Source organism: Pseudomonas sp. Irchel s3h14 (assembly GCF_900187425.1).
Classification (GTDB): Bacteria; Pseudomonadota; Gammaproteobacteria; order Pseudomonadales; family Pseudomonadaceae; genus Aquipseudomonas.
In genome coordinates this window covers 50,647-73,674 of sequence record NZ_FYDJ01000001.1, presented here as the reverse complement: position 1 = coordinate 73,674, position 23,028 = coordinate 50,647, and the positions used below count along the sequence as shown (strand labels likewise).

The window sequence follows — 23,028 nt, the reverse complement described above, 5'->3', positions numbered from 1 at the left end:
TTGATCGCTACTGCGGGATTACGTCCTGCACGTAATGTACGTGCAACTCCGTACTGTAGGAGCATGGCTTGCCAGCGATTGAGGCGCCGCCGTGTATCAGTTACACCGCGTTATCGTTCATCGCGGGCAAGCCTTGCTCCTACAGGGGGCGTGATCAGTTGCTGGAAATCTCGCCAGCTGGCAATTTTTCCTTGCTGCGCCAGTGCGGCAGCGAGTTCCAGTAGCGCTCGCCCTTGGCGTCGTCGTACATGCCTTCCCAGCGGGAGATGACCAGCACGGCCAAGGCATTGCCGATCACGTTCAGTGCGGTACGGGCCATGTCCATGATGCGGTCGACACCGGCGATGAACGCCAGGCCTTCGAGTGGAATACCCACGCTGCCCAAGGTGGCCAGCAGCACCACAAAGGACACACCCGGTACACCGGCGATGCCTTTGGAGGTGACCATCAGGGTCAGCACCAGCAGCAATTGCTGGCTGATCGACAGGTCGATGCCGTAGAGCTGGGCAATGAAGATCGCCGCGATGCTCTGGTACAGGGTCGAACCGTCGAGGTTGAACGAGTAGCCGGTTGGTACTACGAAACTGCAAATAGCTTTCGGTGCGCCGTAGGCTTCCATCTTCTCGATCACGCGCGGCAGCACGGTTTCGGAACTGGCGGTGGAGTAGGCCAGCACCAGCTCATCCTTGAAGATGCGGATCAGCTTGATCACCGAGAAGCCGAACAGGCGAGCGATCAGGCCCAGCACCACGAAGGCAAAGAAGGCGATGGCGACGTAAACCAGGATCACCAGTTTGGCCAGCGGTATCAGAGAGGCGAAGCCGAAGTTGGCCACGGTCACCGCGATCAGTGCGAAAACGCCGATCGGGGCGTAGTTCATGATCATGTGAGTGACTTTGAACATGCTTTCCGACACGCCCTGGAACATCTTCACCAGCGGCTCGCGCAGGTCCGATTGCAGGCTCGACAGACCGAGGCCGAACAATACGGAGAAGAAGATGATCGGCAGCATCTCGCCGCGGGCCATGGCCGCGAAGATGTTCGACGGGATCAGGTTGAGGATGGTTTCGATGAACGCATGTTCATGCTGAACCTCGGCGGCAGTGGCCTGGTACTTGGAAATATCCACGGTACCCAGGGTGCTCATGTCGATGCCGGTGCCTGGATGGAACACGTTGGCCAGCATCAGACCGACCACGATGGCGATGGTGGTGACGATCTCGAAGTAAATGATGGTCTTCAGACCGATACGCCCGAGCTTCTTCGCGTCGCCGACACCTGCAATACCGACGATCAGCGAAGAGATCACGATCGGGATCACAATCATCTTGATCAGACGGATAAAGATATCGCCTGCTGGTTGCAGGACGTTGCTGATCCACCAGGCTTTTTCGGCACTGAAATGGTTGAGCAGCGCACCGATTGCAATCCCCAATACCAGACCGATGAGGATCTGCCAGGCGAGGCTAAGCTTTGCCTTCTTCATATCTTTACCCTTACTTGCGTTTGACTCAGGCAGATGCAAGAACTGGAACGCTTGTGGCGAAAAAGTCTTGTGCATCTACCCCCGTATAAGGTGCCCCGGAGCGCTTGTTATCGGCTCTCTGGCAGGCGAAAAAAGGCGCAACTATTCAGATGCAAGGAAGCGACGTCTAATGCCGTAAACGCCTACCCTATGCCGAATCGGCATGAACTTTTTTAACTGAAACTCGCGTCCCAACCGGTTCGAATACGACATTTCGGCAGGCATAAGTGCCGTGAACCGGCCATCGCAGAGGAGGTTGGTTGTTTTTTGAACAAGGGAATGTGGACTAAAACTTGGGAAAAAGCCTACGTTTAAGCGCGAAAATTCTCGGTCTTTGAGTCGCAGTTTTCTCGATATACGGTCACCAAAGAAACACCGCGAAATGGTTTTGCGAGGGATTAGCGGAGATGAAGCGGGGATGTGAGCAGAACGCTCTAAGACAACGCTTTGCGCTGAGGAAGCTCTTCGCAAGTCCGTCGATCCATGAGTGATCGACGAACTTGCGTCGCAGCTTCTGCCTGACCCGGCCCTTGCGCAGGTACTCCCTGTACCCGTAGGTCACTCCGCCCCTGAAACAGGCAGAACGTCCCGGCCCCTTGATCATGCGTCTACCGTCCTCGGGTAGCGCAGTGGAAAGAAGCCATGCTGCTTCTTTCATGTTACGAATTCAGTACCAGTGTTGATCTTTCTTCCATGGCACTACCGCCCAGAAGCAGGGCGGCTGCCAGTGTCTTTAACAAAACGCTCATGTTCACCCTCGACCGCGACGGCCAAAGAAGAAGGAAGCAATGAACATCACCAGGAACACGACAAAGAGAATCTTGGCGATACCCGTGGCGGTGCCCGCGATACCACCGAAGCCCAGTACCGCAGCGATGATGGCAATGATCAAGAATGTGATTGCCCAGCTCAACATGGTGATTCTCCTTACGCTTCTATATAGAGATGTTGCTTGTGGTGCTTTTCCCGGCGCTTCGAACGCGCCAAGTTCATGTGTTTAGAACACCCAACGTTCCTGGCGAGGCATCTCATCCGCAGGCTGAGCCTGGTCGACGTCCATCATTCGCATTGGGGGGCTGTCAGCCTGGTTGCTGCTGGCCGCGCTGAAATGGGTTTGGGTCGGGTGCTGAATCGACAAGCGTGGCGCTTCTTGCTGCTGGTTCTGCTCCCAACGCTGAAACTGCTGACCGGCGATCAAGGTGATCAATAGCGCCAGAACAGCCAACAGACCTTGCTGGATATGCAGTGGCGAGATACGCAACTGGGCGGCACGTTGGCGACTCATCCTGAAGCTCCTCCCACACTGTGGTGATCTTGTTAGGGCGACTTCTTGAATGCCCCGGTTAATCAGATCATTGCAGCCTGCATGCCAGCTTTTCATGATAATAAAAACGAATAAAATCAATCAGTTATGAGTGATGTGGAAAGCGGATCGGACGCATCCTGCACGATGGTCCTTTTGAAGTCGTGCGTAATGCACGATGGACTCGTAGGAACTTTTAATATTTTTGAATTGCGAGGAGGGCGTGGATGTCACAAAGGGACACCGGCAATCGCCTGCGAACCGGCTATCTGATAAAAAAACAACAAAATCAGGCGATTAGCCGTAGGGTGAGGAGAGAGCTACGCTGCTGTGGCTGGAATCGACCAGAATCAACCATGCAACTTGCCCGATTTTTCCGGGACTAACCAAGATCATTCGTTAAGGAGCGTAGGAAAATGGAATCAGCCACTGAGCATCAAGGCCGCATTCTGCTGGTGGACGATGAGTCCGCCATCCTGCGTACTTTCCGTTATTGCCTCGAAGATGAAGGCTACAGCGTCGCTACCGCCAACAGCGCCGCTCAGGCTGATGCACTGCTTCAGCGTCAAGTCTTCGACCTGTGCTTCCTCGACCTGCGCTTGGGTGAAGACAATGGCCTCGATGTGCTGGCCCAAATGCGCATTCAGGCGCCGTGGATGAGGGTGGTGATCGTCACCGCACACTCGGCCGTGGATACTGCCGTGGATGCGATTCAGGCCGGTGCCGCCGACTATCTGGTCAAGCCTTGCAGCCCCGACCAATTGCGCCTGGCCACCGCCAAGCAACTGGAAGTACGGCAACTGTCGGCACGTCTGGAAGCCCTGGAAGGCGAAGTGCGCAAACCCAAGGATGGCCTGGACTCTCACAGCCCGGCGATGAAAGTCGTGCTCGAAACCGCCCGCCAGGTGGCCAGCACCGATGCCAATATTTTGATTCTCGGCGAGTCCGGTACCGGTAAAGGCGAACTGTCCCAAGCCATTCACGGCTGGAGCAAGCGCGCGAAGAAATCCTGCATCACGATCAACTGCCCGTCCCTGACCGCCGAACTCATGGAAAGCGAGCTCTTCGGCCACAGCCGTGGCGCGTTCACCGGAGCCAGCGAAAGCACTTTGGGGCGAGTCAATCAGGCCGATGGCGGGACGCTGTTTCTTGACGAGATCGGCGATTTTCCGTTGGTTTTGCAACCTAAACTGCTGCGTTTCATCCAGGATAAAGAATACGAACGGGTGGGCGACCCGGTCACCCGCCGCGCCGATGTGCGCATCCTCGCGGCCACTAACCAGAACCTCGAAGACATGGTCCGCGATGGCCGTTTCCGCGAAGACCTGCTCTACCGCCTGAACGTGATCACCCTGCACCTGCCGCCACTGCGCGAGCGCAGGGAGGATATTCTGAACCTGGCCGATCGCTTTCTGGCCCGTTTCGTCAAGGAATACGCGCGTCCGGCTCGGGGCTTCAGCGACGAAGCCCGTGACGCGCTGCTCGGCTACCGCTGGCCGGGGAACATTCGCGAACTGCGCAACGTTGTGGAGCGGGCAAGCATCATTTGTCCACAGGAACGGGTCGAGATCAGTCACTTGGGCATGGCTGAAACCCCGGTCAACAACGCACCTCGCATCGGCGCTGCGCTGAGTCTGGATGAATTGGAAAAAGCCCACATCGGAGCGGTCCTCGCCACTGCAGATACGCTGGACCAGGCCGCCAAGACCCTGGGTATCGATGCCTCGACGTTGTACCGAAAACGCAAGCAGTACAACTTGTGAGCAGTCTCCGATGAGACTGGCGATGAAGTTGCGCACGCGGCTGTTTCTGAGTATTTCCGCACTGATCACCGTGGCGTTGCTTGGGCTGTTGCTCGGGCTGGTCAGCGTGATGCAGATGGCGAGTTCCCAGGAAGCGCTGATTCGCAATAATTTCGTCACGCTCGACCTGGGACTTAAATTGCGTCAGACCTTGGGCGATCAGCTGATGATCATGCTCAGCGAGAAGCCGGATCCTGCAGCGTTCGAGGCGTCCAAGCAGCATTATTTCCAGTTGCTTGACGACGGCATTGTCCATGCCCAGGCTGGCGATGAGCGCCAGTTCGGTTTCGAACAGGCCAAGACTGACTACTTGAGCTTTCTGCAGGAATACGACCTGTCACGTGACTCGACACAGGTGTTGAGTGGCAACAAAGAACTCACCGAAAAATTCAATGCGCTACTCAATGGTTTGATCGTCGAGCAACAGCGTGCGCTGGATAACATCAATGCCACCGAACGGCAGGCTCGGGAGAGGGCGCTGCTGATTGCCGGCCTGCTCGGGCTGGTGGGGTTGGCGGTGCTGATCATCGGCTTCGTCACCGCCCACGCTATCGCTCGACGTTTTGGTGAGCCGATCGAGGCCCTGGTCCAGGCGGCAGACAACATCGGTCAAGGCAATTTCGAAGTGACGCTACCGATTTCCTCGGCCGTGGAAATGAACCAGCTGACCAAGCGCTTCGGGATCATGGCCGAGGCCCTGCGTGAGCATCAGGCCACCAATATCGATGAACTGCTCGCCGGCCAGCAGCGTTTGCAGGCCGTGCTCGACAGCATCGACGATGGGCTGTTGATGATTGACCACGATGGCCGTTTGGAACACCTCAACCCAGTGGCGCAGCGTCAGTTGGGTTGGGACAGCGATCGTCTCGGTGAAGGTCTGGGTACGGCGCTTGAGCGTCCCGAACTCGATGATCAGCTGCAACTGGTGCTGCGCGGCGGCACCCTGGAGCGGGCGCCTGAGGACCTGAGTATCGAAGTCGACGGTGAGTCGCGGTTGCTGACCTTTAGCCTGACGCCGGTCAGCCATACACAGGGTCATATTCTCGGCGCCGTGATGGTGCTGCATGACGTCACCGAACAGCGGGCGTTTGAGCGGGTGCGCAGCGAGTTCGTGCTGCGCGCCTCCCATGAATTGCGAACGCCGGTTACCGGGATGCACATGGCGTTCGGTCTGTTCCGAGAGCGCGCGCACTTTGCCAAGGACTCGCGTGAAGCTGATCTGCTGGACACCGTGAATGAAGAGATGCAGCGCTTGATGCAGTTGATCAACGACTTGCTGAACTTCTCCCGCTACCAGAACGGATTGCAGAAACTCACATTGGCGCCGTGCTCCATCGAGGATTTGCTGGAGCAGGCCCGGGCACGTTTTACCGGCCCGGCAGAAGAGCAGGGCATCGACCTGTTGGTGGAAGTGCAAGGGCCATTGCCGCGATTGCAGGCCGATCAGCCGCAGCTGGACCGGGTACTCGATAACCTGATCGACAACGCGTTGCGCCATACCGCTTCCGGCGGGCAAATACGTTTGCAGGCTCGACGCCATGGGGAACGAGTGATTATCAGCGTCGAGGACAACGGCGAAGGCATTGCCTATGGCCAGCAGGGGCGGATTTTCGAACCCTTTGTACAGGTCGGTCGCAAGAAGGGTGGTGCCGGGCTCGGTCTGGCACTGTGCAAGGAAATCGTGCAGTTGCACGGCGGTCGGATGGGTGTTTATTCGCGGCCGGGGCAGGGTACTCAGTTCTATATGGCGCTGTCGGTTTAAGCCGCAGCCGCTTCAGGCTTCGTCATCGAGACGTCGGGCAGCCAATCGGCGACCACGGGTAATCAGCTCGATGAACTGCACCGCACTCAACGCACGGGCGAATAGCCAACCCTGACCGAACTTCACGCCTTCACTGCTCAGAAGCGCCGCCTGGGATTCAAGTTCGATGCCCTCGGCAATCACCTTGAGTTGCAGGGCCTGGGCCATGTGAATGATGTGCGGGGCGACACCGCTACTTGCAGCGTCATGACCCAGCGCATCGATAAACGCCTTGTCGATTTTCAGGCAATCGACTGGCAGGGTTTGCAGATAGGCGAGGCTGCAATAGCCGGTGCCAAAGTCATCAATCAGCACTTGATGCCCGACATCCCGCAAGGCTTGCAGGTTTTCCCGGGCTACCACGACATCGATCAATCCCCGCTCGGTGACCTCAAAGGCAATTTGCTTTGCCGCGACGCGGTGCAAGGTCAGCAGGCGCGCCATGACTTGGCCGATACGCGGCACCATGACGTCGCAGGCCGCCAGGTTGACCGAGATGTACAGTTGCGGATTGGCCCGCAACAATTGACCCAGCTGCTCAAGCAGGCGTTGCAGGACGAAGTCGGTCATCTGGCGGATCTGGCCGGTGTTCTCCGCCATCGGAATAAACAGGTCGGGGCTGGTCAGGGTTCCGTCCGGCCTTCGCCAGCGCAGCAAGGCTTCTGCCCCGACACAGTGGCGGCTGTCGAGGTCGAAGATCGGCTGATACAGCACCTGCAATTCGCCTCGCCGTATGGCGCCACTCAGTTCGGCGTCCAGCGACTGTCGCTGGCGCACGAGTAAAAGCACCAAAAAACCCACGCATAAGGCGAGTGCCAGGCTGGCCGGCAGCAACCACCACCAGACAGCGGGCACATGCATACCGGTGCGCGGGCTGATCAGCACCAATTGGTATTCCGGATTGTTGGTGGGCATGCGGTAAATCAAGCGGGAATGCGTCACTTGTAGCGCGTCGAGGCTTTTCGGGGGCCAGGGTTCGGTGGGTGGCCAGGCCTGCGAGACACCCAGTACCGGAATCGCGCGCGTACCGTGGTCGAGCACCACCAGCAGGCTGCTTCCCGGTGGCAAGTCGACCATGTCGGTCAAATGCCCGCGAGACGTAGCGACACGAAAATTGCCGCGTCCGAGCATCAGCGCGGCGCGGTTTTCATCGGGTTCGGTGGTGGTGTTCAGCCAGTAGCTGTAGGTCGGCCCCTTGATGTCTGGCGGTCTTATCATCGACAGCCCTTCCTGGCGGGGGCGGTTGGAACAGATCCGCGAGGCGTCCATATAAGCGGCTTCGTAAACGAAACGGTAATTGAAGCTGACCTGTTGCAAGGTCGCGATCATTTCGTCATCGCAGCCGCGTAATGGCTGGGCTTCCAGGTCGTCGAGGCTTTCACGCAACTGTCCGAAAAGTTGCTCCAGACGAGCAAGGAAGCGCTCGCCCTGGGCATTCATTTCTTCACTTTCGCTCTGCTCGACTTGATGCATGGCCACGAACAGGCTGCCGGCCATCAGAAGTGTCGCGCTCAAGGCAGCAGCCAGTATCGCCAAAAACCAAGGGCGAAAGAACCAACTACGAAGTGTCTCTCGAGCAGCAGGCATAGGGAATATCCGAAGAATTACCAATGAGTTATAGCTGCTGATTGGAAAAAAGCCCTGACCGTCGGGCGGGCGTCATTATTTTGTCTGGTTCAAGACTTGTAGAAGCGCCGCGGTTTGCGCATCTGGTGTGCCATCGAAACGTGTCGGTCGGAAATGCAGCTGGAAAGCCGCAATCACATGACGTGTCGCAACATCCAGTTCGCCGGTTTGCGGGGTGGGATAACCCGCGCGGGCCAGCTGTGCCTGAAACCAGCTGATGGTTGGCAGTTGTACTTCGAACTGTGCTTGCTGACGCGTTACGGCCTGCTCGTTCGGCCAGATTCCCAGGCCTTCGGCAGCCAGACGCTTCCAGGGGAACAGCGGCCCCGGATCAAGCTTGCGCATCGGGGCGATGTCGCTGTGGCCGATGATGCTGCGGGGATTGATGGCGTAACGCTTGCTGATGTCCTTGAGCAGGACGATCAGGGACTGGACCTGGTCTTCGCTATAGGGGTACCAAAGGCGCCCGGTCGGGGTGTCTTTAAAGCCCGGATTGACGATTTCAATGCCAATGGAGCTGGAGTTCAACCAGGTCCGGCCTTGCCATTCGCTTTCCCCTGCGTGCCAGGCCCGCAGATTTTCATCCATCAGCTTGTAGATGGTGGCGCCCTTGTCGTCGCCAATCAGGTAGTGGCTGCTGACGTCGCCATGGGTCAGCAGTTGCAGCGAGCGTTCCAGTGACGCGGAGGTGTAGTGCACCACCACGAACTGAATGCGGCTGTCGTAATTGGCTGAAGGGTGACGGGTGTCGAACCGGGGGCCGCTGGCACAACCGGCCAACAGAATCAGCGACACGATGAGAGATAGATATTTCATGGCAGAAGGCAATACACGCAAGACAGTAATGCAACAGTGTAACGTACTGCCTTGCGCGCAGATGGCCCACGCGAAGTTTTAAACAAAATGGAACAATTGCCCGTCAGCCCAGTGCGATTTGGTTACGGCCGGCATGTTTCGCGCGATATAGGGCCTGATCGGCTCTTTTAAGGACCAGATCGCTATGTTCACCGGGCTTGAATGCAGTCAAGCCCATGGAAATGGTGATGGTGACCGGCTCGCCCTTGAAGTGGAAAGGGCAGGCTTCGATCGATGCACGCAGCTTTTCCAGCAGTTTCGCACCAGCAGTTGGCGCTGTGTCTGGCATCAACAGGACAAACTCCTCACCGCCGAACCGGGCAATGAAATCCGTCCCGCGCAGGCGCTTGCGTAGCACGCTGGCGATGATTTTCAAGACTTTGTCGCCCGCCAGGTGACCATAGTTATCGTTGATGCGTTTGAAATGGTCGAGGTCGAGCATGGCCAGCAACAGGGTGTTGCCGTGTTGCTGCCATTGGTTGATTTCGTGATCCAGCCGTTCGCTCCAGGCTGCCCGGTTGGGCAGGCCGGTGAGCGGGTCGATCAGCGCCTTCTGACGCTGCTCTTCAAGATGCTCGCGGTAGCCCAGGGCTTCCTGCTCCATGTGCGCAACGCGTTCGGCCAGACCATGGAGGCGGGCCGCGACTTCCTGCTCGCGCTCGTTACGCTGCTTCTGGTGCTGGTCCATGGTGCCGAGCAGGCCTTCCAGATGGTTTTCCAGGACGTGCTTGAGATCGTCCAGGTCGGCGGCTTCCTGCATGCTGCTCTGCAAGCCGTCGACCTGCTCGCGGATCTGCGTGTCCATCTCGCGTGCGGCGGAACGGTTGTCGGCATGGCCTTCGCTGGCGGCTTGCAAGTTGCTTTGGAACGACTCGAGGCGTTCGTTTAGCTGTTGCAAGTAGGCTTCGAATTCATGTTGGCCACTGTCGGTGATTGCCAGCATCAAGGTTGCCAGATCGTCGAGGATTGGCAGTAGTTCGTACCAGTTCAAACCGTTTTGCAGGCGATCACGCATCGCTTCGGCTTGCGGACGATGACGCTCGGGCAGCGTCAGGTCGTCGAGCAGGCCCAGTAACGTGTCTTCGATATGCTTGGCCACCGAGCTGTAGGACGGCTCGGGTGAGTCCGGCAGGGCGTAGAGAGCATCCGGCTCGGATTGTTCAGTATCTACGGCGGCCAACACCTCGGCCATGGCCGGGGGTAATGGCAGGCTGTCGAGATAGACCACCGGGGTCAGTTCGTCGGGATTGATTGCCGGTTGAGCCCGTATTTCTGGCTCGATGATTGATGGCGCGGGTTCTTCTGGATGTTCTATGTCCGGTTGCGGTTGCGTCTCTGGAGTCTGGGCGCGTGCTCGCTCCGGCTCGAGCACCGGCGGGACAAACGCTACAACTGCAGGAGAAGGCGCTGCTGCGGGCGGAGTCTCGATTGTCGGTGGCTCGGATGCAGTCGCGGGCGCGGCAACTTGTGTGACCGCCACTTGCGGCTTATCGATTTTTGGTGCGAGATCGACGGTTACCTGTGATGTCTCGGCATGAGGCACAGCAACCGCTTCGGCATGCAGCAGGGTGGGCGTCGGAACAGTGCCGGGGACAACCTGTAATGCCGCTTCATCCGCTTCACGGCTACCAAACAGCCGCTGCAGCAAACCAGGGCGGCCGGGTTCCGCCGGGTTTTCAAGCTGATTCAGGGCTTTGCCTTGCAGACCGCTCAGTTCGCTGAGCAGCAACGGAATTTCGCGCGCCTGCCCGACTCTTGCCTCCAGATGCTTGGCGAAGTTTTTCAGCGGCCGGCTTATTTCCCGGGGCAGCGGTAATGTTTGCAGCTGTGAGACCAGCGCGGTCAATGCAGCGCTGGTCTGATTGATCCGGGTTTCCCGGCGTTGTTCGGAGTCGAGCACGGCTTTTTCCAGCCGCGGAAGCAGGGCGGCCAGGCCGGCGTCCATGTCGTCGGTGCGCACGACTTCACGCATTTCCTTCATGCATTGGTCAACGACGCGGTCGGTGCCCTCGGCTGCCAGCGTGCTGCGCACCAGGCCACGACGCAGCAGGTCGAGCCGGGCGTCCCAGCGACGTTCGAGCTTTTCCTGTTGTTCGATGCTTTTGAGGTATTTCTCTTTCCAGCGCTGTGCTTCGTCGCTCATTCATGGGATCCGCGAGGGGCAGGACTCAACGCGGGCAATGCATCGGCCGTGAGCGAACCCGGCAGACGAATCTCTACCGCGACCGGCAGGTGATCGGAAATGGGTTGTGCCAGCACCTCGACCTTTTCAAGGGTCAGGGTGGGGCTCAGCAGAATATGGTCCAGACAGCGCTGCGGGCGCCAGCTAGGGAACGTCGCTTCCAGTTGCGGCGCGAGCAGGCCGAGGTCACGCAACGGGGAGTTTTGCAGCAAGTCACTGGCATGGGTATTCATGTCGCCCATCAGCACCTGGTGTTTATAGCCGCCGATCAACTCGCGGATGTAAGCCAGTTGCATGCTGCGGGCGCGAGCGCCCAGTGCCAGGTGCATCATGACCACCACCAGCGCCTCAGGACCTTCGCCAAAGCGCACCAGAATCGCCCCGCGACCTTTGGGCCCCGGTAGCGGATGATCTTCAATCGCCCACGGGCGCAGGCGGCTGAGCACACCATTGCTGTGCTGGCCGAGGCGTCCGAGATTGCGATTGAGTTGTTGATACCAGTAGGGGAATGCGCCGAGATGGGCCAGGTGTTCGACCTGGTTGACGTAGCCTGATCGCAAGCTGCCGCCATCGGCCTCCTGCAAGGCGACCAGATCGAAGTCGCCCAGCAGATTGCCGATCTTTTGCAAGTTGTCGGCACGCCCGGTGTGCGGCAACAGATGCTGCCAGCCCCGGGTCAGGTAGTGGTGATAGCGCTCGGTACTGATGCCGACCTGGATATTGAAACTGAGCAAGCGCAGACGACTGTCTGCGGGCAGGCCCGTCGATTCCAGATGATGTTCGTTGACCCGCGGATCATGCAGGCCAACGACGCGTTCAGTGCCCCAGCGGCGCATGGCAGTCGCCGCGCTTAGTTGGCAGCAGCCTTGTTAGCCGCTCGCTCTTTGTCGATCAGCTTGTCGGCCAGTTGCAATGCTTGCTCGGCGCCGCCGGCAGAGCCCACGTCGAAGCGATACTTGCCGTTGACGATCATGGTCGGAACGCCGGAGATTTCATATTTCTTGGCCAGTTCGCGGGCTTTGTTGATTTGGCCCTTGATTGCGAAGGAGTTGTAGGTGGCCAGGAACTTGTCCTTGTCGATGCCCTGGGTGGCGACGAACTCGGCCATCTCTTCAGGCGTGGTCAGGCGCTTTTTTTCGACCTGGATCGCTTCGAATACCGCCGAGTGAACCTTGCTTTCGACGCCCATGGCTTCGAGAGTCAGGAACAATTGACCGTGAATGTCCCAGGCACCGCCGAACATCGCTGGAATGCGCACGAAGTTCACATCCGATGGCAGCTTTTCAGCCCAAGGATTGACTTTTGGTTCGAAAGCGTAGCAGTGCGGGCAGCCGTACCAGAACAGCTCCACCACTTCGATCTTGCCAGGTACAGCTACCGGGACGGGATTGGTCAGTTCGACATAAGGCGCTGCGGGTGCTTCAGCCGCTTGGGCGGTCATGCCGAACAGGCTGGCAGCGACGAGTGCGGCGCTGATGATCAGATTACGCATGCTTTACTCCTGGACAATTTTGGTCGCCTCGCGCGACCTGTTTTCAGACAGGTCCTGACGGGCTTGAGTTCTGTAGTGTAACGGCAGCGGCCACAAAAAAGGGCGGCCAAGGCCACCCTTTTTATGCTTGCACCGACGGATTAATCGAGCGTTAACGTTGCAGGAGGTGTACACCTCGCATAACGCCCGATTCGTCGGTCTTAGTGCAGACCTTGAATGTAGCTGGACACCGCTGCGATATCTTCGTCGCTCAGCTTTTTGGAGATGCTCTGCATCGGCTTGGTGTCGCCATCGTTGGTGCGGCCGGCCTCTTCCTTGCGGAAGTCGGTCAGTTGCTTGGCGATGTATTGAGCGTGCTGGCCGCCCAGGTGCGGGAAGCCGGCAGCAGCGTTGCCCTTGCCGTCTGGAGAGTGGCAACCGGTGCAGGCCGGCAGGCCCTTGGCCAGATCGCCGCCGCGGAACAGTGCTTCACCGCGAGAAACGACTTTCGGGTCGGCGGCGCCCACGCTGCCTTTCTGACTGGCGAAGTAGGCTGAGATATCGGCCAGGTCCTGATCGCTCAGGTTGGTCAGCAGGCCGGTCATTTCCAGTACCGTGCGTTTGCCGGACTTGATGTCGTGTAGCTGCTTGTTCAGATAACGCTCGCCCTGGCCTGCCAGTTTCGGAAAGTTAGGCGCCATACTGTTGCCATCCGGGCCATGACAGGCGCCACATACTGCGGCTTTCGCCTGACCAGCAGTCGCATCACCTGCAGCATGGGCAATGCCGGAGATCCCCACGGTCAACAGCAGACTCACGATCAATTTGTTCATCAGCTAATCCAACTACGGCTAAGGGTTAAAGAGTTATGGACCGGGATCACTCGCTCATCCACTGGATGATTGCTTGGTAATCCTCGGCACTGCAGTCCATGCACAAACCACGCGGCGGCATCGCCTTGAAACCCTGGGTCACGTGTTGCACCAGCGTCTCCATACCTTTCGCCAACCTCGGCGTCCAAGCTTCCTGATCGCCCTTTTTGGGCGCCATGGGTAGTTGGCCGGAATGACAGGCACCACAAACACGGTTGTACACAGCTTCCGCATCCTGTGTAGCCTGAGCGCTGTAAAGCGGCATCAAGACACCGGCAGCTAGCAGCCATTTCGTCATAAAACGACCTTTTCAGGGTTGAGAGCGTTCTGCGTTCTAGTGCGCAATCAAGGTCAATCGCTCTCGTGAACTTCATCCTACGCTGGGACAAAGCGCACACAAAATCTGCGGCATTATATACTGGCGTCACTGAAACGGAAACGACACTGCTCGCCGCGTCCATTCCCGGCGCCGCCCACATCGGAAATCCCATGCAACTCAAGAACCCCATCCTCGGCCTGTGCCAACAGTCCACCTTCATGCTCAGCGCTGCCAAAGTCGATCAATGTCCCGACGACGAAGGCTTTGAAGTGGCCTTCGCCGGGCGTTCCAACGCCGGCAAGTCCAGTGCGCTGAACACTTTGACGCACGCCAGCCTTGCGCGGACCTCGAAAACTCCGGGTCGCACACAGCTCTTGAACTTCTTCAAGCTAGACGATGATCGTCGTCTGGTCGACCTGCCGGGGTACGGTTACGCGAAAGTGCCTATCCCGTTGAAGCTGCACTGGCAGCGTCACCTGGAAGCCTATCTGGGTGGTCGTGAGAGTTTGAAGGGGCTGATTTTGATGATGGACATCCGTCATCCAATGACTGACTTCGACCTGCTGATGCTCGACTGGGCTGTCGCCAGCGGCATGCCGATGCACATTTTGCTGACCAAAGCCGACAAGCTGACCTACGGCGCGGCGAAAAACGTCCTGCTCAAGGTTCAGGCAGACATCCGCAAGGGTTGGGGAGATGCGATCAGCATCCAGCTGTTCTCGGCGCCAAAACGCATGGGCCTGGAAGACGCCTACACTGTACTGGCGGGCTGGATGGAACTGGCGGACAAGGGCGCCGAGCTCGCGGAGTAAGCTCATTTACAAAAACCGCGGGCAAAAAAAACCCCGGACTTCTTATGGGGAGGGGGAAGTTCCGGGGTTCAAGTTCCGGACCGCTAGGGCGGGGTCCAGATATCTGCCAACACTTAACACAACATTAGGAGCATCGAAGGGCTTCACCACCCATTCAGTAACTCTGAGTGGCGATTCAGGCGATTAGTTCAGAATTTTTTAAAAAGCCTTTGGAATAGGCCGTCGAATTTTCCGAACTATAGAGCCCTTTGGCCTTCTGCCGCGGCACTATGCCGCAGCAGAAAACGCCTTTTCAGACGGCTCAGTGAGCCTCATCCCAATTATTTCCTACACCAACCTCTACCAACAGCGGCACATCAAGCTTCGCTGCGTCGCTCATGTGCACGCGAATTTCATCGCGGACCTGGTCGACCAAATCTTCACGCACTTCCAGAACCAGTTCATCGTGCACCTGCAGGATGACTTTGGCGTCGAGGCCTGATGCTGTCAGCCAGCTATCCACGGCAATCATGGCTTTCTTGATGATGTCCGCCGCCGTGCCTTGCATCGGGGCGTTGATCGCCGTGCGTTCGGCACCTTTGCGCAGGGCCGGGTTTTTCGCGTTGATTTCTGGCAGGTACAAACGACGACCAAAGATGGTTTCGACGAAACCTTGTTCGGCGGCCTGTGCGCGGGTGCGTTCCATGTATTCCAGCACGCCTGGGTAACGGGCGAAGTAACGGTCGATGTAGGCCTGGGATTGCTTGCGATCAACACCAATCTGTTTGGCCAGGCCAAACGCGCTCATTCCGTAGATCAAGCCGAAGTTGATCGCCTTGGCGCTGCGCCGTTGGTCGGTGGTGACGTCCGCCAGTTCAACCCCGAAGACTTCCGCAGCAGTGGCTTTGTGCACGTCCAGATCGTTGCGGAACGCGTGCAGCAACCCTTCGTCCTTGGCCAGGTGAGCCATGATTCGCAGTTCGATTTGCGAATAGTCCGCTGCCAGCAGCTTGTAGCCTTTTGGCGCGACGAACGCCTGACGAATCCGACGCCCTTCAGCGGTGCGGATCGGAATGTTCTGCAGGTTTGGATCACTGGACGACAAACGCCCGGTCGCCGCGACGGCCTGATGATAAGAGGTATGAATTCGCCCGGTGCGCGGGTTGATCTGCTCTGGCAGGCGATCGGTGTAGGTACTTTTCAGCTTGCTCATCGAGCGGTACTGCATCAGCACTTTGGGCAGCGGGAAATCCTGTTCGGCCAGTTCCGCCAGCACGGCTTCGGCGGTGGACGCCTGGCCCTTGGCGGTTTTGCTGAGGATCGGCAGGCCGAGTTTTTCGTACAGGATCACGCCTAATTGCTTCGGCGAGCCAAGGTTGAATTCTTCCCCGGCGATGGCAAATGCCTCACGCTCGAGGGCGACCATTTTCTCGCCCAGCTCAACGCTCTGAATGCCCAGCAGGTTGGCATCGACCAGCGCGCCTTGGCGTTCGATCCGTGCCAGAACCGGCACCAGCGGCATTTCGATTTCGCTCAGGACCTTGCTCAGGCTCGGGATGGCATTGAGCTTTTCCAGCAGGGTTTGATGCAGGCGCAGCGTGACGTCGGCGTCTTCGGCGGCGTAAGGTCCGGCCAGTTCCAGGGAGATCTGATCAAATGTCAGCTGTTTGGCACCCTTGCCGGCGATGTCCTGAAAACTGGTGGTGGTGTGATTCAGGTACTTGAGCGCCAGGCTGTCCATGTCGTGGCGGGTCGCGGTGGAGTCCAGTACGTAGGATTCGAGCATCGTGTCGAAAGCGACGCCTTGTACGGTGATGCCGCAGCTCTGATCGCCACCGATGGCGCAGTTGGCCAGGATGTTCATGTCGAACTTGGCGTGCTGGCCAACCTTGAGTTTGCTCGGGTCTTCCAAAATCGGCTTCAGCGCGCGCAGCACGGTGTCGCGATCGAGCTGATCCGGCACGCCCATGTAGGAATGGGTCAGCGGGATGTAGGCCGCTTCGTTGGCTTGTACAGCGAAAGACAGGCCCACCAGTTGCGCCTGCTGCGCATCGATGCCAGTGGTTTCAGTGTCGAAGGCAATCAGCTTGGCGTCGTTGAGCTTCTTCAGCCACAGGTCGAAATCAGCCTGGGTGAGGATGGTGGTGTACTTGAGTTCGGTATCGACGGCCGCTTCTTCAGCCACTGGAGCGACGACTTCCTGGCCGGAACGCTTGGCGTCGCGCTGGTTCTCTTCGAACCAGCTCTTGAACTCAAGCAGGGTGTAGAGCTCGGCGAGCTTGTCGTGATCCGGCTTGCCCATTTGCAGGTCGTCGAGGCCGATATCCAGCGGCACGTCGATCTTGATGGTTGCCAATTGATAGGAGAGAAACGCCATCTCCTTGTGCTCTTCGAGCTTGGCCGGCAGGGTTTTGGCCCCGCGAATCGGCAGGGTCGGGACGATGTCGAGCTGCGCATAGAGCTCGGTCAGGCCGCCGTTCACGCCGACCAACAGGCCGGAAGCGGTCTTCGGACCAATGCCCGGAACGCCCGGAATGTTGTCGGAAGAATCGCCCATGAGTGCCAGGTAATCGATGATCTGCTCGGGAGCGACGCCGAATTTCTCCTTCACGCCCTCCACGTCCAGCGCGCTACCGGTCATGGTATTGACCAAGGTAATGTGGCCGTCGACCAGCTGCGCCATGTCCTTGTCGCCGGTGGAGATCACCACCGGACGGTCGGCCGCTGCGCTGCTGCGGGCCAGGGTGCCGATCACGTCATCGGCTTCAACGCCTTCGACGCACAGGAGCGGGAAGCCCAGGGCGATCACGCTCTGGTGCAGCGGCTCGATCTGAACACGCATGTCGTCGGGCATGCTCGGGCGGTTGGCCTTGTATTCGGCGTACATGTCATCGCGAAATGTCCCACCCTTGGCGTCGAACACCACGGCGAACGGACTTTCCGGATACTGCTTGCGCAGGCTCTTGAGCATGTTCAATACGCCCTTGACCGCACCGGTCGGCAGGCCTTTGGACGTGGTCAGCGGTGGGAGGGCGTGAAAGGCGCGGTACAGGTAAGAAGAACCGTCCACCAGGACGAGGGGGGCTTGGCTCATGAGCAGGATCAACCTTTTCGGCGGGTCCGGCGCTAGAATAGCGGGACCGTTGACGACAAAGGGACAAGGTTATCATGCGCACACTAAATCGCCTGTTGCTGGCTGGGTTGTTTGCATCCGTTCCGTTGGCCGTCATGGCGGCGGACGATGCACCGACACCGGAGCCGGAAGTCACCATCCGCACGGAAGGGGATAAAACCATCCAGGAGTACCGTCAAAACGGTTTCCTGTATGCGATCAAGGTCACACCGAAGGGCGCACCACCGTATTTTCTAGTGCGTGCGGACGGGACAGATGCAAACTTCATCCGCTCGGATCAGCCGGATATGCTGATTCCGTCATGGAAGATCTTTGAGTGGAAGTAGTTTCTTAATTTCAATCGGCGCTGGCTCAAGCAGCGGCGCCCGTACTGGCAGTTCAAACATGTCTGTGTTCACCCCGCTGGCTCGGCCCGAGCTGGAAACCTTTCTCGCCCCTTACGGGCTCGGCCGCCTGCTTGATTTCCAGGGGATTGCCGCCGGTAGCGAAAACACCAATTTCTTCATCAGCCTGGAGCAGGGCGAATTTGTCCTGACCCTGATTGAGCGTGGTCCGGTTCAGGAAATGCCGTTCTTCATAGAACTGCTCGACGTGCTGCATGACGCCGACCTGCCAGTGCCTTATGCCTTGCGCACCACCGACGGCGTCGCCTTGCGCGAACTGGCCGGCAAACCTGCGCTGTTGCAGCCACGTCTGGCGGGCAAGCACATCAAGGAAGCCAATGCGCAGCATTGCGCTCAGGTGGGCGAGTTGCTCGGCCATCTGCACCTTGCGACCCAGGCCAACATGATCAAGCGCAAGACCGATCGCGGCCTGGACTGGATGCTGGAAGAGGGCACGCAGTTGCTGTCGTACCTCAATGCCGAGCAAAGCGATCTGCTGCAACGGGCGCTGGACGAAATCACACAGCAGAAGACGAAAATTCTGGCGCTGCCGCGAGCCAATATCCACGCCGACCTGTTCCGCGATAACGCGATGTTCGAAGGCACCCACCTGACCGGGTTGATCGACTTCTACAACGCGTGTTCGGGGCCGATGCTCTACGACGTGGCGATTGCCTTGAACGACTGGTGTTCGGACGAGAGCGGGTTGATCGACGGGCCGCGGGCGAGGGCGTTGCTCGGCGCTTATGCAGCGCTGCGACCGTTCACGGCGGCTGAGGCGGAGTTGTGGCCGACCATGCTGCGGGTGGCGTGCGTACGGTTCTGGTTGTCGCGGTTGATCGCCGCCGAGTCGTTTGCCGGGCAGGACGTGCTGATTCACGATCCGATGGAGTTTCAGCAGCGTCTGGCGCAGCGGCAGAAGGTCAGCACCCCGCTGCCGTTCGCCCTCTAAAAGCTTCGCGAGCAAGTCGAATCGTCGCACCGCCGCTCCCACACTGGATCTCCTGTGCACACAAATTCCGTGGCCGACTGAGATCCAATGTGGGAGCGGGCTTGCTCGCGAATGGTGGCGCCACAAATGTCTGAGTTACAACGACTCCAGGCACCCAGCCAAATCATTCCCCAACTTCTCCAGCACCTGCTCATACCCCTGAGCGGTCGCCGGCGTGTACCCGCCCAGCGCGTCCAGTTCCGCCAGCTTCACCGGCAGACCTGCCACCAGGGTTTCCGCCAGGCGCGGACGCAGAGGCGGTTCGCTGAACACGCAGGTTTTGCCGACTTCCTGCAATCGAGTGCGCATCGCCGCGACGTGCTGGGCGCCGGGTTGGACCTCGGCGGCGACGCTGAATACGCCAGCGTGCTTGAGGCCGTAGGCGTCTTCAAAGTAGTCGAAGGCCTCGTGGAACACGAAGTACGGTTTGCCCGCGATGCCGGCCAGACGCGCCTTCAAGCGAAGATCCATTGCATCCAGACGCTCATCGAACGCCTTGAGGTTGCTCTGATAACGCGCGGCATTGGCCGGATCGGCTGCACTCAGGTCTGCGGCCATTTTTGTGGCGATGACGCGGGCGTTGACCGGCGAAAGCCACAAGTGTGCGTCCAGGCTACCGGGGCGGTGATCGTGATCATGCTCGTCGGCTTCTTCAGCGTGGGAGTGGCTATCTTCGGCGAAATGTCGCAGTTTCAGGCCCGGTAAATCCTGCACGGCGACGCTGGGCAGCGTACGACCATTCAGCACGCGGGGCAGGAAACCTTCCATGCTCGGACCGATCCAGTACACCAGATCCACCGATTGCACCTTCCGTACGTCGGAAGGGCGCAAGGCGTAGTTATGCGGGGAGGCGCCGGGCGGCAGCAAGACTTCCGGTATCGCAACACCGTCCTGCACCGCCGCGGCGATCAGCTGCAGAGGCTTGATACTGGTGAGAACTTTGACTTCGGCGTGAGCTGAACCCATCAGCAGAAAACTTGCGACAAATGCGACAAAGATAGAAAAAAGTCGGGACACGATGACCACTCGAAGAGGCGAGAACGGGTAACATAATAACGTCTCTCACAAAACTCGTCGCCGCTCATGCCTAAAACACCGATTGCCAGCCGTCCCCACGACCACTCTCATTGCGTCCATAGCGCATTGTCTGAGGCCGATGTTCTGTGCGCACGTCAAGGCCTGCGCCTGACCGCCTTGCGCCGGCGGGTGCTGGAACTGGTATGGCAAAGCCACAAACCGTTGGGTGCCTACGACATTCTCGCGGTACTCAGCGAGCAGGACGGTCGCCGTGCGGCGCCACCAACCGTGTACCGTGCGCTGGATTTCCTGCTGGAAAACGGCCTCGTACACCGCATCTCCTCACTGAACGCCTTCGTCGGCTGCAATCACCCGGGACACGCCCACCAGGGCCAGTTCCTGATTTGCCGCGAATGCCACGCCGCCATCGAGCTCGAACAGAAATCCATCAGTGACGCGATCATCAGTAGCGCCAAGGATGTCGGATTTGTCGTCGAGGGCCAGACCGTTGAAGTGGTCGGCCTCTGCTCGGGTTGCCAGGGGGTTTGATGAGCAACGCGCTGATCCGCCTCGAGCAGGTTGCTGTCACCTTTGCCGGGCAAAACGTGCTGGATAACATCGAGCTGAGTGTCGAGCCGGGGCAGATCGTCACCCTGATCGGCCCGAACGGCGCCGGCAAGACCACGCTGGTGCGCGCTGTACTCGGTCTGTTGAAACCGGACAGCGGCAGTGTGTGGCGCAAGCCGAAACTGCGGGTTGGTTACATGCCGCAAAAACTTCACGTCGATCCGACGCTGCCGCTGTCGGTGCTGCGCTTCTTGCGTCTGGTGCCGGGAGTGGACCGCGCCATGGCCTTGGCGGCACTCAAGGAAGTCGGCGCCGAACAGGTGATCGATAGCCCGGTGCAAAGTGTTTCCGGTGGCGAAATGCAGCGGGTGCTGCTGGCCCGGGCATTGCTGCGTGAGCCGGAACTGCTGGTGCTCGACGAACCTGTGCAAGGCGTCGATGTGGCCGGTCAGGCTGAGCTCTACAGCCTGATCACACGATTGCGCGACCGCCACGGCTGCGGCGTGTTGATGGTGTCCCACGATCTGCACCTGGTGATGAGCACCACCGACCAGGTGGTCTGCCTCAACCGTCACGTCTGCTGCTCCGGGCACCCTGAGCAGGTCAGCGGTGATCCGGCTTTCGTCGAGCTGTTCGGAAAGAACGCACAAAGCCTGGCGATTTATCACCACCATCATGACCACGCCCATGACTTGCATGGCTCGGTGGTCAGCGCGGCCCCGTCGGCCCCTACCCACGTTCACGGAGATAGCTGCAAGCATGGCTGATTTTCTGTTCTACGCCCTGCTTGCAGGTCTGGCCCTGGCGTTGGTCGCGGGCCCGTTGGGTTCGTTCGTGGTCTGGCGGCGCATGGCCTATTTCGGCGACACCCTTTCCCATGCCGCGCTGCTCGGCGTGGCGCTGGGTTTTTTGCTGGATGTCAGCCCAACGGTTGCGGTCACCGTAGGCTGCCTGCTGTTGGCGGTGTTGCTGGTGACTTTGCAACAGCGCCAACCGCTGGCGTCCGACACGCTTTTGGGAATTCTCGCACCGAGCACGCTCTCTTTGGGTTTGGTCGTACTAAGCTTCATGCACGAAGTGCGGATCGACCTGATGGCTTATCTGTTCGGCGACTTGCTGGCGATCAGCCCGACCGATCTGGCCTGGATACTCGGCGGCAGCACGGCCGTTCTGGCCTTGCTGGTGACGTTGTGGCGGCCATTGCTGGCAATCACGGTGCACGAAGAATTGGCCAGGGTTGAAGGTCTGCCGGTGGCGGCGTTGCGCTTGACCCTGATGTTGCTGATCGCTGTGGTGATCGCGGTGGCGATGAAAATCGTCGGTGTGTTGCTGATTACGTCCTTGCTGATCATCCCGGCGGCTGCGGCACAACGTCACGCCCGGTCACCGGAGCAGATGGCACTGGGCGCGAGCCTGCTGGGTATGCTCGCGGTCTGTGGCGGGCTGGCGCTGTCGTGGTTCAAGGACACCCCGGCGGGCCCATCGATTGTTGTGACGGCCGCCGCACTGTTTTTGCTGAGTTTTGTCCTGCCCCGTCGAGGGGTGTAGACTTGCTCGTTTTTTGCGCAAATAGAGAGTCGCAGGAATGAAGCCGTTCGCCTCCCGTTATCTGCTCCTTGTCGCATTTTCGCTGCTACTGGGCGCTTGTCAAAGCACGCCACCGGCGGCCCCCGAGGCTACCGGTGCACGGGCCACGGCCATCGCACAGCTGGAACAAAGCCTCGCCAGCAGTGAGCTGGCGACTGCCGAAGATCAACTCGCTGCCTTGCAGGCCGAGTCGCCCAACGATCAATCCCTTGAGCAATACCAGCGGCAACTGGCCGAAGCCTATCTGCGCCGCAGCCAGATTGTGCTGCAAAAAGGCGATGTGAATGCCGCTGCCACTGCGCTGAGCCGCGCCCGAGCGTTGATGCCCAAGGCCCCGGCGCTGACCGGCGGGCTGAACAACGCCATCGTCGATGCCCGCAAAGCCGAGCTGGATAGAGCCGAAGCTGCGCTCATGGCTGCTGAAGCCAAGCCACAGGCCAAAGTCATTGATCCAACGGCTGAAAGCACCACAGTTGCGTTGAACCTGACTGATATGACCAAGCTTCGTCGCCAACTGGATGCGATCGCCGCCGATGTGGTGAATTACCAGTGTGATGTGAGTATTCAAGCGCCACGCACCCAGGACTTCCCTTGGTTGACCACGTTGCTGACCAAGCGCGTGAAGAAACTCGATGCGGATTTTGACCTGAATCTGGAGAAGCAGATTCTGCGCAACGTGCCTGCGCAGATGGTCTTGAGTCCGCGTAAACCCTAAAAGCTTCGCGAGCAAGCCCGCTCCCACATTTGATCTCCTGTGTACGCAATTTCTGTAACCAACTGAGATCAAATGTGGGAGCGGGCTT

21 protein-coding genes are annotated in these 23,028 nt (G+C 58.9%); 9 read left to right on the top strand and 12 right to left on the bottom strand.

Annotated elements, in window-relative coordinates; all coding sequences use genetic code 11:
- Positions 1–154: 154 nt before the first annotated feature.
- The 3 genes from gltP to CKW16_RS00370 all read right to left on the bottom strand — a co-directional run bounded on the left by gltP (position 155) and on the right by CKW16_RS00370 (position 2,810).
- A complete protein-coding gene (gene gltP, locus CKW16_RS00385; RefSeq protein ID WP_095126780.1) occupies positions 155–1,486 on the bottom strand; it encodes a glutamate/aspartate:proton symporter GltP in 1,332 nt (443 codons plus the stop codon).
- Positions 1,487–2,276: 790 nt separating this feature from the next.
- Complete coding sequence (locus CKW16_RS00375; RefSeq protein ID WP_003177151.1) at positions 2,277–2,441, bottom strand: DUF1328 domain-containing protein; 165 nt, start codon at positions 2,439–2,441, stop codon at positions 2,277–2,279.
- Positions 2,442–2,522: 81 nt separating this feature from the next.
- Positions 2,523–2,810 carry a hypothetical protein gene (locus tag CKW16_RS00370; RefSeq protein WP_046044889.1) on the bottom strand — a complete coding sequence of 96 codons (288 nt, stop codon included), beginning with the start codon at positions 2,808–2,810 and terminating at the stop codon, positions 2,523–2,525.
- Positions 2,811–3,244: 434 nt separating this feature from the next.
- Here CKW16_RS00370 and algB point away from each other — a divergent pair, with 434 nt between their 5' ends.
- On the top strand, positions 3,245–4,591 hold the full coding sequence (gene algB, locus CKW16_RS00365; protein ID WP_095126779.1) for a sigma-54-dependent response regulator transcription factor AlgB: 1,347 nt from the start codon (positions 3,245–3,247) through the stop codon (positions 4,589–4,591).
- 10 nt (positions 4,592–4,601) lie between these two features.
- Positions 4,602–6,392 carry an ATP-binding protein gene (locus CKW16_RS00360; protein ID WP_095126778.1) on the top strand — a complete coding sequence of 597 codons (1,791 nt, stop codon included), beginning with the start codon at positions 4,602–4,604 and terminating at the stop codon, positions 6,390–6,392.
- 12 nt (positions 6,393–6,404) lie between these two features.
- Here the strand turns inward: CKW16_RS00360 and CKW16_RS00355 are convergent, their stop codons facing one another.
- From CKW16_RS00355 to CKW16_RS00325, 7 genes are all read right to left on the bottom strand, one after another.
- Entirely contained in the window at positions 6,405–8,018 is a 1,614-nt protein-coding gene (locus CKW16_RS00355; protein WP_095126777.1) for an EAL domain-containing protein, read from the bottom strand.
- Between the two features lie 75 nt (positions 8,019–8,093).
- Positions 8,094–8,873, bottom strand: a complete 780-nt coding sequence (locus tag CKW16_RS00350) for an N-acetylmuramoyl-L-alanine amidase (RefSeq protein ID WP_095126776.1) — start codon at positions 8,871–8,873, stop codon at positions 8,094–8,096.
- A gap of 103 nt (positions 8,874–8,976) precedes the next feature.
- Positions 8,977–11,055 carry a GGDEF domain-containing protein gene (locus CKW16_RS00345; protein WP_095126775.1) on the bottom strand — a complete coding sequence of 693 codons (2,079 nt, stop codon included), beginning with the start codon at positions 11,053–11,055 and terminating at the stop codon, positions 8,977–8,979.
- Positions 11,052–11,930 (bottom strand): endonuclease/exonuclease/phosphatase family protein, encoded by an 879-nt coding sequence (locus CKW16_RS00340; RefSeq protein ID WP_095126774.1) that lies wholly within the window; start codon positions 11,928–11,930, stop codon positions 11,052–11,054. The genes CKW16_RS00345 and CKW16_RS00340 overlap by 4 nt, the downstream gene beginning before the upstream one ends.
- Before the next feature lie 14 nt (positions 11,931–11,944).
- Entirely contained in the window at positions 11,945–12,586 is a 642-nt protein-coding gene (locus CKW16_RS00335) for a thiol:disulfide interchange protein DsbA/DsbL (protein WP_095126773.1), read from the bottom strand.
- A 200-nt stretch (positions 12,587–12,786) separates the two neighbouring features.
- Positions 12,787–13,398 (bottom strand): cytochrome c, encoded by a 612-nt coding sequence (locus CKW16_RS00330; protein WP_074872296.1) that lies wholly within the window; start codon positions 13,396–13,398, stop codon positions 12,787–12,789.
- A 46-nt stretch (positions 13,399–13,444) separates the two neighbouring features.
- The gene (locus CKW16_RS00325) at positions 13,445–13,735 is read right to left on the bottom strand and encodes a cytochrome c5 family protein (RefSeq protein WP_095126772.1); all 291 of its coding nucleotides are present in this window, start codon (positions 13,733–13,735) and stop codon (positions 13,445–13,447) included.
- Positions 13,736–13,926: 191 nt separating this feature from the next.
- Between CKW16_RS00325 and yihA the strand changes: the two genes are divergently transcribed.
- Entirely contained in the window at positions 13,927–14,568 is a 642-nt protein-coding gene (gene yihA / locus CKW16_RS00320) for a ribosome biogenesis GTP-binding protein YihA/YsxC (RefSeq protein ID WP_046044882.1), read from the top strand.
- 301 nt (positions 14,569–14,869) lie between these two features.
- Here the strand turns inward: yihA and polA are convergent, their stop codons facing one another.
- The gene (gene polA, locus CKW16_RS00315) at positions 14,870–17,641 is read right to left on the bottom strand and encodes a DNA polymerase I (protein ID WP_095126771.1); all 2,772 of its coding nucleotides are present in this window, start codon (positions 17,639–17,641) and stop codon (positions 14,870–14,872) included.
- 74 nt (positions 17,642–17,715) lie between these two features.
- On the opposite strand from polA, the gene CKW16_RS00310 reads away from it, so the two are divergent.
- Both CKW16_RS00310 and CKW16_RS00305 read left to right on the top strand, forming a co-directional pair.
- The gene (locus CKW16_RS00310) at positions 17,716–18,006 is read left to right on the top strand and encodes a DUF2782 domain-containing protein (protein ID WP_046055305.1); all 291 of its coding nucleotides are present in this window, start codon (positions 17,716–17,718) and stop codon (positions 18,004–18,006) included.
- Positions 18,007–18,064: 58 nt separating this feature from the next.
- Positions 18,065–19,015, top strand: a complete 951-nt coding sequence (locus CKW16_RS00305; RefSeq protein WP_095126770.1) for a homoserine kinase — start codon at positions 18,065–18,067, stop codon at positions 19,013–19,015.
- 135 nt (positions 19,016–19,150) lie between these two features.
- Here CKW16_RS00305 and CKW16_RS00300 read toward each other — a convergent pair whose 3' ends face one another.
- Entirely contained in the window at positions 19,151–20,071 is a 921-nt protein-coding gene (locus tag CKW16_RS00300) for a zinc ABC transporter substrate-binding protein ZnuA (protein ID WP_095127245.1), read from the bottom strand.
- 66 nt (positions 20,072–20,137) lie between these two features.
- Here CKW16_RS00300 and zur point away from each other — a divergent pair, with 66 nt between their 5' ends.
- From zur to CKW16_RS00280, 4 genes are read left to right on the top strand one after another with little or no spacing between them, the layout of a single operon-like run.
- The gene (gene zur / locus CKW16_RS00295; protein WP_074872304.1) at positions 20,138–20,620 is read left to right on the top strand and encodes a zinc uptake transcriptional repressor Zur; all 483 of its coding nucleotides are present in this window, start codon (positions 20,138–20,140) and stop codon (positions 20,618–20,620) included.
- On the top strand, positions 20,620–21,405 hold the full coding sequence (znuC, locus tag CKW16_RS00290; RefSeq protein WP_095126769.1) for a zinc ABC transporter ATP-binding protein ZnuC: 786 nt from the start codon (positions 20,620–20,622) through the stop codon (positions 21,403–21,405). Before zur ends, znuC begins: the two co-directional genes overlap by 1 nt.
- On the top strand, positions 21,398–22,186 hold the full coding sequence (gene znuB, locus CKW16_RS00285; RefSeq protein ID WP_095126768.1) for a zinc ABC transporter permease subunit ZnuB: 789 nt from the start codon (positions 21,398–21,400) through the stop codon (positions 22,184–22,186). Before znuC ends, znuB begins: the two co-directional genes overlap by 8 nt.
- Positions 22,187–22,223: 37 nt before the next feature.
- Positions 22,224–22,940, top strand: coding sequence for a PA5502 family lipoprotein (locus tag CKW16_RS00280; protein ID WP_095126767.1), 717 nt, complete (start codon positions 22,224–22,226; stop codon positions 22,938–22,940).
- Positions 22,941–23,028: the final 88 nt, after the last annotated feature.